14 protein-coding genes are annotated in these 16,665 nt (G+C 70.3%); 5 read left to right on the top strand and 9 right to left on the bottom strand.

The features are described 5' to 3' along the window. Positions 1-61 precede the first annotated feature (61 nt). Complete coding sequence (locus AC0T5L_RS02695) at positions 62-1,204, top strand: acetyl-CoA C-acetyltransferase (RefSeq protein ID WP_476163725.1); 1,143 nt, start codon at positions 62-64, stop codon at positions 1,202-1,204. Positions 1,205-1,287: 83 nt separating this feature from the next. On the opposite strand, the gene AC0T5L_RS02690 is transcribed toward AC0T5L_RS02695, so the two are convergent. Genes AC0T5L_RS02690 through AC0T5L_RS02675 form a run of 4 tightly spaced genes read right to left on the bottom strand, consistent with a single transcriptional unit; the run spans position 1,288 to position 5,767 of the window. After that, positions 1,288-1,500, bottom strand: a complete 213-nt coding sequence (locus AC0T5L_RS02690) for a BBE domain-containing protein (protein ID WP_476163724.1) — start codon at positions 1,498-1,500, stop codon at positions 1,288-1,290. Positions 1,501-1,517: 17 nt separating this feature from the next. After that, positions 1,518-2,543 (bottom strand): FAD-binding oxidoreductase, encoded by a 1,026-nt coding sequence (locus AC0T5L_RS02685; protein ID WP_476163723.1) that lies wholly within the window; start codon positions 2,541-2,543, stop codon positions 1,518-1,520. Next, entirely contained in the window at positions 2,540-3,775 is a 1,236-nt protein-coding gene (locus tag AC0T5L_RS02680) for a winged helix-turn-helix domain-containing protein (protein ID WP_476163722.1), read from the bottom strand. The genes AC0T5L_RS02685 and AC0T5L_RS02680 overlap by 4 nt, the downstream gene beginning before the upstream one ends. A 45-nt stretch (positions 3,776-3,820) precedes the next feature. Next, the gene (locus tag AC0T5L_RS02675; protein WP_476163721.1) at positions 3,821-5,767 is read right to left on the bottom strand and encodes an acyl-CoA dehydrogenase family protein; all 1,947 of its coding nucleotides are present in this window, start codon (positions 5,765-5,767) and stop codon (positions 3,821-3,823) included. Between the two features lie 400 nt (positions 5,768-6,167). On the opposite strand from AC0T5L_RS02675, the gene AC0T5L_RS02670 reads away from it, so the two are divergent. Then, complete coding sequence (locus AC0T5L_RS02670) at positions 6,168-6,995, top strand: exodeoxyribonuclease III (RefSeq protein WP_476163720.1); 828 nt, start codon at positions 6,168-6,170, stop codon at positions 6,993-6,995. After that, a complete protein-coding gene (locus tag AC0T5L_RS02665) occupies positions 6,992-7,897 on the top strand; it encodes a ribokinase (RefSeq protein WP_476163719.1) in 906 nt (301 codons plus the stop codon). The genes AC0T5L_RS02670 and AC0T5L_RS02665 overlap by 4 nt, the downstream gene beginning before the upstream one ends. A gap of 94 nt (positions 7,898-7,991) precedes the next feature. Here AC0T5L_RS02665 and AC0T5L_RS02660 read toward each other — a convergent pair whose 3' ends face one another. The 3 genes from AC0T5L_RS02660 to plsX all read right to left on the bottom strand — a co-directional run bounded on the left by AC0T5L_RS02660 (position 7,992) and on the right by plsX (position 11,953). After that, positions 7,992-8,600: a YceI family protein gene (locus AC0T5L_RS02660; RefSeq protein ID WP_476163718.1), complete on the bottom strand. Its 609-nt coding sequence runs from the start codon at positions 8,598-8,600 to the stop codon at positions 7,992-7,994. A 334-nt stretch (positions 8,601-8,934) separates the two neighbouring features. Beyond that, positions 8,935-10,680: an arginine--tRNA ligase gene (gene argS / locus AC0T5L_RS02655; protein WP_476164082.1), complete on the bottom strand. Its 1,746-nt coding sequence runs from the start codon at positions 10,678-10,680 to the stop codon at positions 8,935-8,937. Positions 10,681-10,807: 127 nt separating this feature from the next. Continuing rightward, positions 10,808-11,953, bottom strand: a complete 1,146-nt coding sequence (plsX, locus tag AC0T5L_RS02650) for a phosphate acyltransferase PlsX (protein ID WP_476163717.1) — start codon at positions 11,951-11,953, stop codon at positions 10,808-10,810. Between the two features lie 532 nt (positions 11,954-12,485). Between plsX and AC0T5L_RS02645 the strand changes: the two genes are divergently transcribed. Beyond that, complete coding sequence (locus AC0T5L_RS02645; RefSeq protein ID WP_476164081.1) at positions 12,486-13,727, top strand: KamA family radical SAM protein; 1,242 nt, start codon at positions 12,486-12,488, stop codon at positions 13,725-13,727. A gap of 334 nt (positions 13,728-14,061) precedes the next feature. Here AC0T5L_RS02645 and AC0T5L_RS02640 read toward each other — a convergent pair whose 3' ends face one another. Continuing rightward, the gene (locus AC0T5L_RS02640) at positions 14,062-14,298 is read right to left on the bottom strand and encodes a DUF397 domain-containing protein (RefSeq protein ID WP_476163716.1); all 237 of its coding nucleotides are present in this window, start codon (positions 14,296-14,298) and stop codon (positions 14,062-14,064) included. Positions 14,299-14,791: 493 nt separating this feature from the next. Continuing rightward, positions 14,792-15,700, bottom strand: a complete 909-nt coding sequence (locus tag AC0T5L_RS02635; RefSeq protein WP_476163715.1) for a helix-turn-helix domain-containing protein — start codon at positions 15,698-15,700, stop codon at positions 14,792-14,794. A 290-nt stretch (positions 15,701-15,990) separates the two neighbouring features. On the opposite strand from AC0T5L_RS02635, the gene AC0T5L_RS02630 reads away from it, so the two are divergent. Further along, complete coding sequence (locus AC0T5L_RS02630) at positions 15,991-16,542, top strand: ATP-binding protein (RefSeq protein ID WP_476163714.1); 552 nt, start codon at positions 15,991-15,993, stop codon at positions 16,540-16,542. The last annotated feature ends 123 nt before the right edge of the window (positions 16,543-16,665 follow it).

Raw genomic sequence — 16,665 nt, 5'->3', positions numbered from 1 at the left:
GTATCGAGGAAACCGAATACAGTTCGGTTCATGACCGTCACCCAGGCCTTTGGAGGATCCCGTGGCTGAGGCATACATCGTCGACGCAGTACGTACCCCGGTCGGTACCAGGAAGGGCGCCTTGGCCGCCGTGCATTCGGCGGACCTGGGAGCGCACGTGCTCAAGGAGCTCGTCACCCGCACCGGGGTCGACCCGGCCGCGGTCGAGGACGTCATCATGGGCTGCGTCAGCCAGGTCGGACCGCAGGCGCTCGACCTCGCCCGGACCGCCTGGCTCTCCGCGGGCCTTCCCGAGTCCGTTCCCGGTGTCACCATCGACCGCCAGTGCGGCTCCTCGCAGCAGGCCGTGCACTTCGCCGCCCAGGGCGTCATGTCCGGTACCCAGGACCTGGTCGTGGCCTCCGGCGTGGAGAACATGGGCATGGTCCCCATGGGCGCCAACGTCCAGTACGCCATCGACAACGGTCTCGGCCTGTACGGCGACGGCTGGGTCGAGCGCTACGGTCTCCAGGAGATCTCCCAGTTCCGCGGCGCACAGCTCATGTGCGAGAAGTGGGGCTTCAAGCGCGAGCAGCTGGAGGAGTTCGCGCTGGAGAGCCACCAGCGCGCAGCCAGGGCCCTGGAGGCGGGCTACTTCGACGACCAGGTCGCCCCCCTGGCCGGGGTCGAGCGCGACGAGGGCGTGCGCCCCGACACCACCCTGGAGAAGATGGCGGGCCTGAAGCCGCTGCGCGAGGACTGGGAGCTCACCGCGGCCGTCGCCAGCCAGGTCTCGGTCGGTGCGAGCGCGGTGCTCATCGCCTCCGAGCGGGCCGTCAAGCAGCACGGCCTGACCCCGCTGGCCAGGGTCGTGCAGTTGTCGCTGGTCGGCGACGACCCCGTGTACATGCTCACCGCCCCCATCCCGGCGACGAGGATCGCTCTGGAGAAGGCCGGCCTGGGCATCGGCGACATCGACGTCACCGAGATCAACGAGGCGTTCGCCCCGGTGCCGATGTCCTGGATCCAGGAGCTGGGCGCCGACCCCGACAAGGTCAACCCCAACGGCGGTGCCATCGCCCTGGGCCACCCGCTGGGCGCCACCGGCACCGTCCTCATGACCAAGCTGGTCAACGAGCTGCACCGCACCGGTGGCCGTTACGGTCTCCAGACCATGTGCGAGGGAGGCGGCCAGGCCAACACCACCATCATCGAGCGCGTCTAGCTCGACCGGACTGTTGCCCATGTGCTCGCGTGCGGGCACATGGGCTTTCCTCCGTCGCGGTGGGGGCTTCGCCCCGCTCCGGGTCAGCCCCTCCTGGGTCGTGGAGCCGATGCGGAGGGCATCGCCATCGCCGGATGGATGTTGTGGTTGCGGTGGAACACGTTCTCCGGGTCGAGCCTCGTCTTGACCGCGCTGAGCCGCTGGTAGTTGTCCGAGCCCAGGCCGGAGACGACGCGCTCGTGTCCTTCGTCGGCGGTGAAGTTCAGGTACACGTCCCCCGTCGCCCAGGGGCGCATGTCCTCTCGGATCCCCCTCACCCACGCGCGGGCGCGGGCGTCGTCGGCGGGGTCCTCCCACATGGCCAGGGGGTGGACACCCCATCCGGAGAAGCGCCAGGGGACCGGGTAGTCGACCTTGGTCCGCGCCATCGCCCCACCGAAGGGGAAGAGGATGTGCGTCGTCGGCGAGGGGACGAGGATGCCCTCCGACTGGGCGCAGAACACGCCCACGGCTTCGTCCGGGGCCGTCTCCATGAGGTCACGCCAGGCGCGGGCCACCTCGGGGCCCTCCGCGGCTGGAACACCAGCAGGCCCAGGGAGAACTCCGGCAGGGGACGCAGCCGGAAGCTCAACTCCGTGGCCGCGCCGAAGTTTCCGCCACCACCGTGCAGCGCCCAGAACAGCTCCGGATCCTCCTCGGCGGACGTGTGCAGCGGTTCCCCGTCCGCGGTGACCATGTCGACGCCCAGGAGGTTGTCGCAGGCCAGACCGAACCTACGCTCCAGCCAGCCCGAGCCGCCGCCGGGCGTGAAGCCGCTCACCCCGGTGGTGGACACCCGGCCCCCGGCGGTCACCAGGCCGAAGGGTTCCGTGGCCGCGTCCATGTCGCCCATCAGAGCGCCGCCGCCGCCCCTGACCTCCATCGCCTCGGGGTCGACGGTCACGCCGTTCATCCCGCGCAGGTCGACGACCATCCCACCGTCGGTCAGCGACATGCCCGCCACGCTGTGCCCTCCGCCGCGCACCGCGATCTCCGCGTCCTCCTCCCGCGCGCAGAGGACGGCGCGCCGCACGTCGTCCACGGTCGCGTACTGGGCGACCGCGCCGGGACGCAGGTTGATCATCGAGTTGAAGAGGACGGTCGCTTCCTCGTAGCCGTCGTCGTCGGGGGAGAGCACCGCACCCGAGAAGCCGGACCGCAGGTCAGCCAGTGCCGTCTCCGAAATCGGTCGCAGGGTACGGCCGGGGCGCAACGCGGAGGAGGTGCCCTCCCCAGGGCCGCGCCGAGGCGCCGAACGCCGTAGGCCCGCCGTCCCGAACCGCCCCCGGAGCGGACTCATCCCACCGAGCGGGGACCGAACGCCGGGCCGCCGACGCCGTTCGCCAGGCCCAGCCAGCCGGCCATCTCCTCCAGCTGCTCGGCCAGCTCGGACATGGTCGCGGCGGGTGCGTCCTCCTCCAGGGTGACCCGCTGTACCAGCAGGGTCTGGGACCTGCGGTCCGCCTTGAGGTCCACCCGCGCCACCAGGTCCTCGCCCAGCAGGAACGGCAGCACGTAGTAACCGTGCACGCGCTTGGCGGCGGGCACGTAGATCTCCAGCCGGTAGCGGAAACCGAAAAGCTCCTCCGTGCGGCCGCGCGTCCACACCAGCGAGTCGAACGGGCTCAGCAGCGCCCGCGCCCGCGTCCTCCGCGGAACCCTGGCGTCCCTGTGCAGGTAGGCGGTGCGCTCCCAGCCCCGCACCCGCACCGGAACCAGCTCACCGGAGTCCACCAGATCGGTGACGGCCGCCCTGGACTCGGCGGGCCTCAGGCGGAAGTAGTCGCGCAGGCACGCCTCGGTGGCCACCCCGTGGGTGCGGGCCGCGATCGAGACCAGCTCCCGGTGCGCCTCCTCCGGCGCGGGCTGCGGTGTGGCCCGCGCCTCCGGCGGCAGTACACGCTCGGTCAGGTCGTAGAGGCGCTCGAACTGGACGTTGCGCCCGTTGGAGGCCAGGTCGCCGATCCAGAACAGGTACTCCAGGCACTTCTTGACCTCGGACCAGTTCCAGCCCCAGTGGTCCTTCACGCGCGGCAGGTCGTGTGACAGGGCCGCCTCCACCTCGCGGGAGGTGGCCGGGCCGATCCGCGCCACCTCCTCGTAGGCCGCCTTGATCAGCTCCGGCCTCTCCTCCCGGATACCGTTCATCCACCCCACCCGGGTCTGAGCGCGGTTGCGGTCCATCCGGTAGCGCATCAGCTGGCGGGTGGACGGCGGTACCAGGCTGGCCTCGTGCGCCCAGCACTCCACCAGTCGGGCCGCACCGGAACCGGCAGCGGTGGTGGCGGCCCGGTCCAGCAGCGCGGTGTCGTAGGCGCCCATGCGTGCGAAGACCGGCAGGTACTGGCTGCGCGCGAGCACGTTCACGCTGTCGATCTGTAGGAGGCCCACCCGCCGCATCACCCGTGCCAGGTGGGCGAGGGTCGGCTTGCCCCGGGGCCTGGGATCGTCGAAACCTTGGGCGGCGAGCGCGATCCGACGTGCCTGGGAGAGGGAGAGGTCCGCGTCGCGGCGGGGGTGCGGTTCAGCCATCCTGCCACCGTAGCCCCCGACCCCGACAGTCCGGAGCCGCCGGGATCAGCCCATGCGCCGGTGCTGGTTCTCCTCCTTCGACGGTCCGGGAACGGTCGGGGATATCAGCGGTCCGGGCAGGGAGGGGTCGACGACGCCCTCCTCCAGCCACGTGTAGGCGTCGTCCATCAGGCGCCGGGACAGCTTGCCGTCCACGGTGTCGGTGTTGGACCACAGCCCCTCGAAGAGGGTGTCGATCCGCAGCCGCGACTGGCGGCAGAACACGTCGGCCAGTTCGAACGGACCGCTGCCGCGCTCGGGACGGGTCTCGACGTCGTCGCGGGCGCGCACGACCACCGCGCTCATCGCGAACAGCTCCGCGCCGATGTCCACGATCCGGGCGAGGAAACCCTGTTTGACCTCCATCCTCCCCTGCCAGCGCGACATCCCGTAGAACGTCGACCGGGCGAGCCTGCGGCAGGTGCGCTCCACGTAGCGCAGATGGGCGGCGAGCGGCCCGAACCCGGTGAACGCCGACGGCACCCGGCCCTGTCCGACGGCCAGTGCGGGCAGCCACTTCGCGTAGAACCCGCTGGCCCTGGCGAAGGCCCTGGCGCGGTCGGCGCGGTCGGCCTCGGGGTCGATGAGGTCCCCGGCCACCGACAGGTGCGCGTCCACCGCCTCTCGGGCGATCAACAGGTGCATGATCTCGGTGCTGCCCTCGAAGATCCGGTTTATGCGCAGGTCGCGCAGCACCTGCTCGGCGGGGACGCCGCGTTCGCCGCGGGCGGCCAGCGAACCGGCGGTCTCGAAGCCGCGCCCGCCGCGGATCTGCACGAGCTCGTCGGCGATGACGTATGCGTGCTCTGATGCCCACAACTTGGCGATGGCCGCCTCGATGCGGATGTCGTTGCGCTTGTCGTCGGCCATCTGGCTGGCCAGATCCAGCATGGCCTCCATGGCGTAGGTGGTGGCGGCGATGTAGGAGATCTTCTTGGCGACCTCCTCGTGCCTGCCCACGGGACGGCCCCACTGGACGCGCTCGCGGGACCACTCGCGGGAGGCCTTGGTCGCCCACTTGCCCGCGCCCACGCACATGGCGGGCAGGGAGAGCCGTCCGGTGTTGAGGGTGGACAGCGCGATCCGTAGCCCGTGCCCCTCCTTGCCGATCCGGTTGTCCGCCGGAACCCGTACCCGGTGCAACCGGGTGACGCCGTTCTCCAGGCCGCGCAGGCCCATGAACCGGTTGCGCCGCTCCACGGTGATCCCGGGAGAGCCGCCCTCGACGACGAACGCGGTGACGCCGCCCCGGTGGCCGGGGCTCTCGGGCACCCTGGCCATGACCACGAGCAGGTCGGCGACCACCCCGTTGGTGGTCCACAGCTTCACGCCGTCCAACACGTACCCGTCCCCGTCCCCGTCCTCGGCGGGCGTGGCGGTGGCGTGCAGCCGCGCCGGGTCGCTGCCCACGTCGGGTTCGGTGAGCAGGAAGGCGCTGATGTCCCCTCGCGCGCAGCGGGGCAGGAACCTGCGCTTTTGCTCCTCGGTGCCGAACATGGAGACGGGCTGCGGCACGCCGATGGACTGGTGCGCGGAGAGCAGCGCGCCGATCGCCGGGGACGCCGAGCCGACCAGGGTCAGGGCGCGGTTGTAGTAGACCTGGCTGAGCCCGAGCCCGCCGTACTCGGCGGGGATCTTCATGCCGAAGGCGCCCAGTTCGCGCAGGCCGTTGATGACCTCGTCGGGGATGCGCTCCTCGCGTTCGACGCGCTGGGAGTCGATGCCCTCGCAGAAGGAGCGCAGGGCGTCCAGGAAGTCCCCGCCCCGGCGCCGTGCGTCCTCGTCGGGTCTGGTCAGGGGGTGGACCAGGTCCAGGCGAAATCTCCCCAGGTACAGCTCCTTGGCGAAGCTGGGCTGACGCCACCCGCTCTCCCTGGCCTGTTCCGCCACGGCCCGGGCCCGCCGCTCGTCGACCTCGGGAGTGGCGTTGGTGTCGGGTTCGACCGTTGACATGCGTGCTCTCACCTCATCGAGGGAGGAATCCGATGTGGTATCCGTCACACGACTACCCGCCGGTATGGCTCCTACCCATGGGTGGTTTGCTCTCCGCGTGCGGAGCGGGGTCAAAAACCTTTGACCCAATGCGAACCTCCGGAGGGGGTCGACCGTCCAACAGGGCGCGACGGAAACCAACGAGCATGTGCTGGGAGTCGCGACGCCCCGGTGCGGAGGACGGCCGCACCGGGGCTCTTTCGCGTCACCGCCGTGTCCCCGCCCCGAGGGCGGATCCGTCGGCGGTGCCCCCGCTCCTGATTCTCCCCGCCCGGAACCGCCTTCCCCCGGTTGTCCACAGGGCTGGTTCTCCCGCCTTCGTCAGCACCGCACCGTCATCGCGATGGCCTAGCCTTTTGCTGTGCGTATCGCGACATGGAATGTGAACAGTGCCCGGGCCAGGGCCGAGCGGATCGGCGCCTGGCTGGACCGGAGCGACGTCGACGTCCTCGCCATCCAGGAGACCAAGGCCCGGGAGCACCAGTTCCCCGAGTCGGTCTTCACCGACCGAGGCTACGAGGTGGCCCACCACGGCCTGTCCCAGTGGAACGGGGTCGCGATCGCCTCCCGCGTCGGCCTGGATGACGTCCGGATCGGTTTCCCCGGCCAGCCCGGCTACGGCGACCCCGAGGAGGCCGAGGCCCGTGCCATCGGCGCCACCTGCGCGGGCGTGCAGGTGTGGAGCCTGTACGTGCCCAACGGGCGCGAGGTCGACCACCCCCACTACCTCTACAAACTGCGCTGGTTGGAGGCGCTGCGCGAGGCGGGTACCGCCAGGCTGGCCGCCGACCCCGACGCGCAGATCGCCTACACGGGCGACTTCAACATCGCCCCCAAGGACGACGACGTGTGGGACATGGCCGAGTTCGAGGGCAGCACCCATGTCACCGAGCCGGAGCGCGCCGCCTTCGACAAGCTGGTCGGCGCTGGGTTCGATGACGTCGTGCGCAACTACGCCCCGGGCCCCGGCGTGTACACCTACTGGGACTACAAGGCTCTGTCCTTCCCCAAGCGCAAGGGCATGCGCATCGACTTCGTGCTCGCCTCCCCGGCGCTCAGGGACCGCGTGAGCGGAGCGGGCATCGACCGCGAGGAGCGCAAGGGCAAGGGTGCCTCCGACCACGCCCCGGTCATCGTGGGACTGGACGGCGACAGCGGCGAGGCCAAGCCGAAGCAGGTGGCCTCATGAGTGCGGCGGCGCCGCGCGTCGCGGTCTTCGGCAGCGTGAACATGGACCTGGTCGCCTACGTCGACCAGGTGCCCGCCAGCGGTGAGACGGTCACCGGAGCGGCCTTTCGCCAGGTACCCGGCGGCAAGGGCGCCAACCAGGCCGTCGCGGCCGCTCGGGCGGGGGCCGACGTGGCCTTCCTCGGCGCGGTGGGCGACGACGCCTTCGGCGAGGAGCTGCGCGCCAACCTCGTCGACTGCGGTATCGACGTGTCCGGGCTGCGCACCGTACCCGGGGTCTCGGGGGTGGCGCACATCGTCGTGGACGGCTCGGGCGGCAACTCGATCATCGTCGTCCCCGGTGCCAACGGCGAGGTCACCGGTGTGGTCGGCGGCGACGCCCCGGTCATCGAGGGCAGCGCCGCGCTGCTACTCCAGCTCGAACTGCCCATGGAGGCGGTGGTCTCGGCCGCGCGCACCGGCCGTGAGCTGGGCGTCCCGGTCTACCTGACCCCGGCCCCCGCGCGTGAGCTGCCCGTCGAACTCCTGGAGTCCGTGGACGTCCTGGTGCCCAACCAGCACGAGGCTGCGGCGATCACCGGCCGCACCGACCCGCACGAGGCGCTGTCGGCGCTGCTGGAGCTGGTCCCGGAGGTACTGCTGACCCTGGGAGAGGGCGGCTCGCTCCACGGCCGTCGCGGCGCCGGAACGACACACGTCGTCGCGCGTCGGGTGGAGGCGGTGGACACCACGGCGGCGGGCGACACCTTCTGCGGCTCGTTCGCGGTCGCCCGGGCGGAGGGCCGCGGCCCCGAGGAGGCGATGCGGTTCGCCGCGGCGGCGTCCGCGCTCTCGGTCCAGCGGCACGGGGCCAGTTCGTCGATGGCCGCCCGGGACGAGGTCGAGGCACTGCTCGGCGGCTGAGTTCCGCCACCGCTTCCGTGTCCTCGTCGCCTCCGTGGTCTCGCGGGCTCTTCCCGCGGCGGCCCCGGTCCGGGACCACTCGGACACACGCTCCTCAGGGCGTGTGCCCGATCTGCTTGAGGAACGGTGCGGGGTCCTGGTCCTGGACGCGGACCTCAAGCACGATGTCGACCGTGTCGCCGACCATCCGGCCTCCCCAGGGCAGCGCTCCGCCGTCGCCCACGCCGAAGTCCGCGAGGCTGATCCGGGTGGTGGCGGAGAAGAAGTGGCCGTAGGTGTCCTCCGGGGACACGTAGTCGGGCGCCTCGCCCACCCAGTGGGCGTCGAGGACGGTGGACACGGTCGTGCCGTGGATGGTCAGGTCGCCGTACAGGTGGAAGGCGTCCCGGCCGCGTCCGCCCGGCTCCATGCCGGTGGAGGCGAAGCGGATCTCGGGGTGGTGGTCCACGTCCAGGAAATCGGGGGAGCGCAGGTGGGCGTCGCGCGCCTCCACGCCCGTGTTGACGCTCGCGGCGTCGAGGACCACCTCCACCCCGGTCTCCGCCGGCTCCCTCCCGACGAGCACCTGGCCCCGGGCACGTCCGAAGGTGCCCTGCACCCGCCCGAAGTGCAGGTAGCGGGCGACGAAGATCAGGCTGGAGTGCAGCGGGTCGAGGTGCCAGGTACCGGGTCTGGGGCCGACCTCCGCGAGGGTGGATGCCATAACCGATTTCTCCCTTTTGTCTCTTTCGGGTCTTTTGTCAACACCCTAGGTCTGACATTCCTCCGGAACTCGTGATTCTGAAGCGACCGGGTACGAGATCTTCGACTCGCTTTCCGGGAAGGGCGCCGTCCTCCGTGACCAGGTGGAACGTCCTCGCGCGCGTGATCCCTCAGGCCCCGGGGCCTGAGGGGGCCGGTCATCGGGAGCCCCGTGTGAAAACGCTGTGCGACAGGCCGGGTACGGAGTGGGGTTGACGGAGGGGTAAAGGAGGCCGGGGCGGTGCCGCCCCGGCCTCCGGTGAACGCGTGCGCGCTCCGTACCGCTCGCCCGCCCGCTACATGTGCTCGGGAGCCTCCACGCCCAGCAGGTCCAGGCCCTGGACCAGGACCCGGAACGCCACCGAGACGAGCGCCAGGCGCGACTCGCGCGCGGCCTGCGTGTCGGCGGCCAGCACCGGGCAGTGCTCGTAGAACGCGGTCAGGGACTGGGCCAGCTCGAACAGGTACGTGGACAGGCGGTGCGGCTGGAGCAGGTCGCCGACCTGCGCCACCACGGCGCCGAACTCCAGCAGTTTGAGCGCCAGGTCGCGCTCGGCGCCCTCGGAGACGCTGATCTCGCCCCTGGCCTCGGACAGCTCCAGGCCGCCCTTGCGGAAGATGGAGCGGATCCGGGCCTGCGCGTATTGCAGGTACGGGCCGGTGTTGCCGGTCAGCGCCAGCATCCGGTCGAAGTCGAAGGTGTACTCGGTGTCGTGCGCCACCGACAGGTCGGCGTACTTCACCGCGCCGATACCCACCTGGCGCGCGATCACCGCCTGGCCCTCGGCGTCCAGGTCGGGGCGGTTCTGCGCGACGACCGCCGCGGCGCGCTCGATCGCCTCGTCCAGCAGCGCCACCAGACGTACCGGGACGCCGCTGCGGGTGCGCAGGATCTTGCCGTCGCTGCCGAGCACGTTGCCGATCTGCACGTGGACGGTCTCGACCTCCTCCGGCAGCCATCCGGCCTCGCGTGCCGCGGCCCACACCATCTTGAAGTGCATGGCCTGCGGGGTGCCGACCACGTACAGGATGCGGTCGGCCTTGAGGCTGTCCACGCGGTAGCGGACGGTGGCCAGGTCGGTGGTGGCGTAGCCGTATCCGCCGTCGCCCTTGCGCACGATCAGTGGGACGGGCTTGTTCTCACGGCCGGTGAAGCCGTCGAGGAAGACGCACAGCGCGCCGTCGCTGACCTCGGCGATGCCCTTGGCCTCCAGCTCGTCGCACACGTCGGCGAGCATGTCGTTGTAGGTGCTCTCACCGGCGAGGTCGTCGTCGGTGAGGGTCACGCCGAGCTTGGTGTAGACCTTGTTGAAGTAGACCTTCGACAGGCCGACGAGCTTGCGCCACAGGCGCAGTGTCTCCTCGTCGCCGCCCTGGAGGGAGACCACGCGGCGGCGGGCGCGCGCGGCGAAGCCGTCCGGGCCGGGGCCGGAGGCGTCGAACCCGGCGCGGGCCGCCTGGTAGAAGGCGTTGGGGTCGGTGGTGAGCAGCTCCGCCTCGGGGGACTCCTCGCCCACCTCCAGCAGGTACTCGATGAGCATGCCGAAGGGGGTGCCCCAGTCACCGATGTGGTTCTGCCGGATGACGTTGTGCCCCAGGAACTCCAGGGTCCGGGCCAGGGAGTCGCCGACCACGGTGGTGCGCAGGTGCCCGACGTGCATCTCCTTGGCCACGTTGGGCGCGGAGTAGTCCAGCGGGATGTTCTGGCTGCTCTGGGTCGGAACACCCAGGCGCGGGTCGTCGAGGAGCAGACGGGCCTGGTCGGCGATCCAGTCCTCGCGCAGGGTCAGGTTGATGAAGCCCGGCCCGCTGACCTCGACGTCGCGGCAGACGTCGGTCACGTCCAGGTGCTCCATGATCGCCGCGGACACCTCGCGCGGCTTTCGGCCCAGCCGCTTGGCGAGCGCGAGCGCGGCGTTCGCCTGGTAGTCGGCGAACTGGGACGGGCGGATGACGGGGTCGGTGTCGGCGAACTCGGGGCCGAAGGCGGCGCCGAGGGCGGACTGGACCCGTCGCGAGAGTACTTCCTGCGGGTCGGCCATGTACTCCAGCGTACCGATCAGAGCCCCCTCCCCGGCCCGTGCCGGGGTCGCGCCGGGGAGACCGCGCCGAGGGTGTCCGTTGGAGGCGGTGGAGGGCGACGGCGCGGGGAAGGGGGACCGCAGGGCGCTACCGGTCAGTTCCCCCGGCCTGGTCACCGTTCCTCTGCCCGGGCGAATCGGACTGGGCCAGGCGGTGCAGCCAGTTGGGCGGGCGGGTGTGTACCCGTCGCCTGATCTGCTCGCCTATCCGGCCGCCCGCCAGGTCGTGCGCCAACTGGCAGGCACGGGCCACGCCCTTGGCGTGGCTGTCGCCGTGCGCGATCACCACGGTCCCGTTCAGGCCCAACAGCGCGGCACCGCCGTAGGTCTCGCTGTCCAGCCGCTCGCGCAGGTCCCGCAGGGCCCCGCGCTGGAGCAGCGCGCCGGCCTTGGCGGCGACGGAGGAGGTGAGTGCCGTACGGAAGGCCTCCATCGCGAACGCCGCCGTGCCCTCCACCGACTTCAGTGCCACGTTCCCGGTGTGGCCGTCGGTCACCACCACGTCCACCTTGCGCGCCAGCAGGTCGTGGCCCTCGATGTTGCCCCGGAAGTCCATCCCCTGGCCCTCCTCGGCGGTGGTCGCCAGCAGCTCCGTCGCCCTGCGCACGAGCTTGTTGCCCTTGCCCGGCTCCGAACCGATGGTCAGCACCCCCACCCGCGGGCGCCGTACCCCGAAGGCCGTCTGCGCGTAGGCACAGCCCAGGTGCGCGAACTGCACCAGCATCTCCGGCTTGGCGTCGGCGTTGGCGCCGGCGTCCACCAGGATCGTCGGTGTCTCACCGGTCGGCAGGGTCACCGCCAGGGCCGGGCGCAGTACCCCCGGCTGTGTGCGCAGCCGCACAGTGGAGGTGGCCACGATCCCGCCGGTGGACCCGGCCGAGACCAGGGCGTCGGCGTCGCCCCGGCGGATCATCCGGCAGGCGACGGCCGCGCTGGAGCGGGGCCGCCGCCAGCTGGCCAGGGCGCCCTCGTGCATCGCCAGGTTGTCCTCGGCGTGAACCACGGGGATGTCACGCAGCGCGCCCTCCTCCGCGAGCAGCGCGGCGATCTCGGTCCGGCGTCCCACGAGAAGCACGCGCAGGCCGAGCTCGCGAACGGCGAGTACGGCGCCCCGCACGATCTCGGCGGGGGCGTTGTCCCCGCCCATCGCGTCCACGGCGATGATCGGAGGGGACGTTCGGTGCGCGGCGGGCGCCTCCACGGCGAGGGCCTCCGCGTCGGGTGTACCAGTCAACTGTTCCCTCACGGGTGTGGTGGGCGGATGCGGGTGCGCGTTCCGCACTCCGTACGCGCGGGCGCCGCCATGACACGGCGGGGACAGGCTCCGGCCGGGGCCGTACGGGAGATGTGGTGACACGGTACCGGGTCACGCGGAGATGACGCGGTGAGACTGTTTCGTGTACTCATGCGAGGATACTTCCCGTATGTCCAGGTCAGTCCTGGGCTTTCTGCATGATGGGTAAAAGACCCCAAACGGGGTATACCCGCTCGCTGGCCTGGGGGTGCATCACGCTCCGGGGTCAGGTGACAACCACATCGAATCCCTTCCGGCGGCCCACCAGTGCACCCGTACACCGGGACCGCCGGACTAGGGCTGCCCGATTCAACCCGGGCGGCCCTGCCCACACGCAGAGAGGAGAGGCGTGAGCGTTACGCCAGACGCGACACAGTCTCCGTCCGCCGGACGTCGGTTCCGTGCCTACACGACGAAACACCTCGACGAGCTCACCAAGCGAGCCGGTCTCGCAGCCGACGAGCGGCTCGCGGTGCAGGCGGTGGCCACCGTGCTGCCGTTCCGGGTCAACAGCTACGTCGTCGACGAGCTGATCGACTGGGACGCCGCTCCCGACGATCCGATCTACCGCCTGGTCTTCCCGCAGGCTGACATGCTGCCCAAGGACGACGTGTCCAGGATCGCCGACCTGCTGCGCTCTGGCGCATCGCGCAAGGAGCTGAACGAGGACGCCAACAAGGTCCGGGCGCGCCTGAACCCGCACCCCGCGGGCCAGATGGACCTCAACGTGCCCAAGGCGGGCAACGAGGAGCCCATCCCCGGCGTCCAGCACAAGTACCAGGAGACCGTGCTCTTCTTCCCCAAGCAGGGGCAGACATGTCACGCGTACTGCACGTACTGCTTCCGCTGGGCCCAGTTCGTGGGTGACGCGGACCTGAAGTTCGCCTCCAGCGAGATCGACCAGCTCGTCGAGTACGTCCGCTCGCACCCCGAGGTCACCAGTGTCCTGTTCACCGGTGGCGACCCGATGATCATGGGTGAGGGGGTGATCTCCAAGTACATCGAGCCGCTGCTGGAGATCGAGCACCTGGAGGCCATCCGTATCGGTACGAAGGCGCTGTCCTACTGGCCGCAGCGCTTCGTCACCGACCCGGACGCCGACGACACCCTTCGCCTGTTCGAGAAGGTCGTCGCCTCGGGCAAGAACCTCGCGTTCATGGCCCACTTCTCCCACCCCAACGAGATGAGGCCCGAGCTCGTACAGGAGGCGGTGCGCCGCGTCCGCTCGACCGGGGCCGTCATCCGCACGCAGGCGCCGCTGATCCGCACGATCAACGACGACCCGGCCGTGTGGGAGAGCATGTGGCGCACCCACGTGCGTCACGGCATGGTCCCGTACTACATGTTCGTCGAGCGCGACACCGGCCCGCAGGACTACTTCGCGGTGCCGCTCGCCGAGGCCTACGACATCTTCCGCGGTGCCTACCAGAAGGTCTCCGGCCTGGCCCGCACGGTGCGCGGTCCCTCGATGTCGGCGACGCCGGGCAAGGTGTGCATCGACGGCGTCACGGAGGTGGCGGGCGAGAAGGTGTTCGTCCTGCACTTCATCCAGGCGCGCGACCCGGAGCTGGTCGGCAGGCCCTTCTTCGCACAGTACGACGAGAAGGCCGCGTGGCTGTTCGACCTCAAGCCCGCGCTGGGAGCCACCCACCTCCCGTGGGAGGTGCCGCCGGCCGGCGGCACCGACGGGCTGGTGGACCCCACCCGCCTGTAGCTCCTCATCCGGCCCGTAGGCCCGTGGTCCCGTCCCAGGGGAATTGGAGCGTCCCTGGGGCGGGCCCACGGCGCAGGCGGAGCCGGACCCCTCCCGTGCACGCGTGTCGCGCCCGGGACCCCGGGCGCCTCCATGGCCCGGACACCGCGGAGCCCGGCACCGAGACGGTGCCGGGCTCCGCTCGCGTCCGCGTCGTGGACGGAAAGGCCGCCGGGCGAATCGGGGTGGTCACGGCGGCCATCGACGCGGACGGTTTCCGGGATGGTCTGAGGCGGGGGTCCAGGGGGCCGGGGCGCCCGGGGCCGGATGCCCTCGCCTGTTCGCGAGGTCCTGCTTATCTGAGGAGCGCGTCGAAGTCGCCGGTCTTGGCACCGCGAACGAAGGCGTCGATCTCCGCGAGGGTGTAGACGAGTGCCGGTCCCTGGGGGTCCCGTGAGTTTCGCACGGCGATATCCCCGTCCGGGAGGGTGGCGACCTCCACACAGTTCCCGTCCGGGTTGCTCCAGCTGCTCTTGGTCCAGACGACCTTCGGCAGGCGGTTCGCGGGAACGCCGTTGTAGATCGGATACATCTCAACCTCCTGGAACTTCGGGGGGACTCATGAGCGGGGTGTGTCCACACGCGGCCGTTCGGACCGCCGCGCCCGTCGTGTCGAACCACCGGGCCGTCAGTGGGAGTTGGTCCCGGATATGGGTGACCTGTCCCACGACGGGTTGTTTCGTCCCCGGCGCGAGCCAAAGCGTAGCTTATGCACGTGCATCCGTACTTACGGCGGTAAGCACCTATGCAAGAACTGGGGGTGATAAGAATCCGGAACCGCACGTCACGCCTAACGCGGTGGGGGTCGGGGGCGGTTCGGCCCGTGAAGATCGTTCCCTAGTCGTGGCCGAAGTGGCCATGGGGGTGTCCCGATGGCGTACCCAAAGCGAACGCCCGGGCGCTGAGGGCGACCAGGCGTGGAGAGGGTGGAGCAGTGGGGAGGCCGGGCGGGTCCCGAAGCGGGGACCCCTTTCAGGGGCTCGGGAACCGGCGGCGGGGGAGTCCGGTGCGGGGGCGGCGCGGGATCAGGAGTAGCGCTCCAGGAAGCCGCGGAGGATCCCCTCCGTGGCGCTGGGCGGCGGCGCCTGGGTGGCGAGGTGGTCCATCGTCTGCGCGTAGCGGTGGGTGTCGTCGTACTTGTCGAAGTACAGGGCGCTGTTCAGCTGTTCCAGGTAGACCACGTCGGGCAGCTGCGGGGTGGGGAAGCGCAGGATGCTGAACGGGCCGCCCGCGGCGGGGTGGCCTCCCATCGAGAAGGTGGCGATCTGGATGGTGACGTTGGGGCGGCGGGCCATCTCGATGAGGTGCTCGACCTGCCCGCGCATCACCTCGGTGTCGCCGTAGGGGCGGTGCAGCACGGCCTCGTCGATGACGGCCCACAGGCGGGGCGCCTCAGGCTCGACGAATCTGCGCTGGCGGTGCATGCGCATCCGCAGCCGGCTGTCGATGTCCTCCTCGGAGGTGGCCGTCCGGGACAGCCGCATGACCGAGCGCGCGTAGTCCTCGCTCTGGAGCAGCCCGGGGACGAACTGGACCTCGAAGGTGCGGATGACCGACGCGGCCTCCTCCAGGCCCACGTACACGCCGAACCAGTTCGGCAGCACGTCGCCGTACTTGTGCCACCACCCCTGGGCGTTGGCGCTGGAGATCAGGCCGAGAAGGGCCTCGCGCTGGTCGGCGTCGTTCACGCCGTAGAGCTTGAGCAGGTCGTCCACGTCGCGGCGCTTGAAGCTGACCTGGCCCAGCTCCATTCGGCTGATCTTGGCGTGGGAGGCGCGGATGGCGTATCCGGCGTCGTGCCGGGAAATGTCCTTGGCCTGCCGCAACCGCCGGAGCTGGGTTCCCAGGAGAATGCGCAGGACGGTGGGTCCGCCGCTGGAATTGGCCAGGAAATCCTGGGTGACCTGGAGATTCTGGGCGTGATCGGCGACCACATCGCCTCCTGTGTAGCGGCTTTGGCGCGAACGACCGCTCAGTATACCCAGCGGGTCTGGTTACGGACAGGGGCGTTTAAGGATTGAGTCATGTCCTATGAGATGTCTTCGTGCGCAGTGTAAACACGGATGCCCGTCTGTGAATTCTTGGCAAGGGATCTACCAATAAGAGCACTTCGTCCTATAGTCTAGGCCGGACGTTGGTCTGCACGTGCATCTGTGTCTTACAGATGTAAGCCACGATGGCCCCGCGGACAGGGTCACCCGACATCACACTCGTGAGGACCGTGATGAACGCAGAGCTGGTGTTCTCGGAGTTGGACTCCGAGGCATCCTGGAGCCGCACCTCCTTCGCCGAGGCGTCCAACGCCCTCCTGGGCGGCTGGTGGGACGACCCGCTCGGCCGCTTGGCCGTCGGTGAGGGCGCACGAACACGGGACGCCGCGGCCAGGGCTTTCGAACCGGTCCCGGGGTCGGTCCGCCAGGCGCGTGAGTTCGCCGTCCGGAACCTGGAGGAGTGGGGACTCGCTGACGCGGCGGAGGACGTCCGCCTGATCGTCTCCGAGCTCGTGGGGAACGCCTGCCGCCACGCTCGGCCCGAGAACGGCCGGCCCGGGTACGGCCGGGTCGTGGTCCAGCTGCGCCACCTTGACGAACTGGGGGGCGTGGTGTGCATGGTGGCCGATCCCAGCGGAAAAGCACCGGTCAGAGTGGACGCCCACCATTTCGCCGAGTCGGGCCGTGGCCTCGGTCTCGTTTCCGCGTTCAGCCGGGAATGGGGATGGGAGCCGGTCAGGGGCCGCGGCAAGATTGTCTGGGCGGTTTGCGGCGGTGAAGGCTGATCCACTCCTTGTGAGTGTCCGACAACGGACGCCTCAGGGTTGTGGACGTCATCGATGTGGCTCCTGGGAAGAGTAGGCTGTCAACGCATGTCGGCATTTGACCGATCGCGTCCTGAGCAGAGT

This window comes from Nocardiopsis sp. TRM 82005, from assembly GCF_056312425.1.
The sequence above is the reverse complement of the archived record's forward strand: the minus strand, read 5'-3'. Positions and strand labels throughout refer to the sequence as shown.

Coding starts and splice junctions, on each gene's coding strand:
- AC0T5L_RS02690 (WP_476163724.1), bottom strand. CDS start 1,500: ATGCGCCCCTGGGCGACGGGGGACGTGTACCTGAACTTCACCGCCGAC.
- AC0T5L_RS02685 (WP_476163723.1), bottom strand. CDS start 2,543: ATGAGTCCGCTCCGGGGGCGGTTCGGGACGGCGGGCCTACGGCGTTCG.
- AC0T5L_RS02680 (WP_476163722.1), bottom strand. CDS start 3,775: ATGGCTGAACCGCACCCCCGCCGCGACGCGGACCTCTCCCTCTCCCAG.
- AC0T5L_RS02675 (WP_476163721.1), bottom strand. CDS start 5,767: ATGTCAACGGTCGAACCCGACACCAACGCCACTCCCGAGGTCGACGAG.
- AC0T5L_RS02665 (WP_476163719.1), top strand. CDS start 6,992: ATGAGTGCGGCGGCGCCGCGCGTCGCGGTCTTCGGCAGCGTGAACATG.
- AC0T5L_RS02660 (WP_476163718.1), bottom strand. CDS start 8,600: ATGGCATCCACCCTCGCGGAGGTCGGCCCCAGACCCGGTACCTGGCAC.
- argS (WP_476164082.1), bottom strand. CDS start 10,680: ATGGCCGACCCGCAGGAAGTACTCTCGCGACGGGTCCAGTCCGCCCTC.
- AC0T5L_RS02640 (WP_476163716.1), bottom strand. CDS start 14,298: ATGTATCCGATCTACAACGGCGTTCCCGCGAACCGCCTGCCGAAGGTC.
- AC0T5L_RS02630 (WP_476163714.1), top strand. CDS start 15,991: ATGAACGCAGAGCTGGTGTTCTCGGAGTTGGACTCCGAGGCATCCTGG.